General features: G+C 64.8%; 1 protein-coding gene. It reads left to right on the top strand.

Annotated elements, in window-relative coordinates:
• Positions 1-170 precede the first annotated feature (170 nt).
• Positions 171-386 (top strand): biotin transporter BioY (locus I6F37_RS44480; RefSeq protein ID WP_225155056.1); only part of this gene is annotated, 216 nt, incomplete at its 3' end.

The following is a 386-nucleotide window of genomic DNA, read 5'->3' as shown; positions in this document are numbered from 1 at the left end:
GCAGCAATCGCGTATCTTGCGCTACCGATCAGTCCGTTTCTCCCTTGATGTCTCTACGCTAGTCTTTGCGTCGTGGATCAATGCGCTAGCAGCATGCGTGCGGCAACACGGCGCGGAGCCGTTGAGACGTAATGCGCTAGGTTTTCCATGGTGGAAAACTGGAGAGACGCATGTCACCGGGCCATGTTGCGCCCCTGCGCGCCGTGCTGGCGGATCGGCCGGCGGCGTGGGGCCTTGCGGCGGTGCTGGCGGGAAGCTGGCTGATCGCGGCATCATCCTGGATTGCCGCGCCGATGTATCCGGTGCCGATGACGCTCCAGACCTTTGCGGTGCTTCTCGTGGCCGGCCTCGCCGGCGCCCGCCTCGCAGCCGCGAGCGTCATTACC

Source organism: Bradyrhizobium sp. NBAIM08, from assembly GCF_020193935.1.
GTDB lineage: Bacteria > Pseudomonadota > Alphaproteobacteria > Rhizobiales > Xanthobacteraceae > Bradyrhizobium > Bradyrhizobium yuanmingense.
This window is presented reverse-complemented; position numbering and strand designations above follow the sequence as displayed.